This is a genomic window from Azospirillum sp. FG154, assembly GCF_057809575.1.
In genome coordinates this window covers 1-358 of sequence record NZ_JBMDKF010000074.1, presented here as the reverse complement: position 1 = coordinate 358, position 358 = coordinate 1, and the positions used below count along the sequence as shown (strand labels likewise).

The following is a 358-nucleotide window of genomic DNA, read 5'->3' as shown; positions in this document are numbered from 1 at the left end:
CCCGCGCCACCAACTCGCCGGCGCCATCGCGGATATCGACCTGCAAACGCGGCAGGCATTTCTTGCCGGTGGCTGCCTGCTGGCGGATTTCGTCCAGCAGTGCGTCACCGACGTGAAGCTCGGCATAGACCGGGCCTTTGCCCGGCGAGATGAAGTCGATGCTGGCGGCCTTGTCCCAGACGATGTAGTCACGCCCCAACTGCTCGATCAGCAGCAGCATGTAGAACGGGTCGACCATGGCATACAGGCTGCCACCGAACTGGGTGCCGACGTAATTGCGGTTCCAGCGGGTCAGCTTCATCGCCACCTTGACGCTACGCAGGTCCGGGCTGATGTGCTGCACACGGATACCGGCACC

The 358-nt window shown here is 63.4% G+C and carries 1 protein-coding gene; it reads right to left on the bottom strand.

Annotation, left to right across the window (positions count from 1 at the left end):
- Positions 1-343 (bottom strand): DUF4442 domain-containing protein (locus ACODS4_RS28165; RefSeq protein WP_488869195.1); only part of this gene is annotated, 343 nt, incomplete at its 3' end.
- Positions 344-358: the final 15 nt, after the last annotated feature.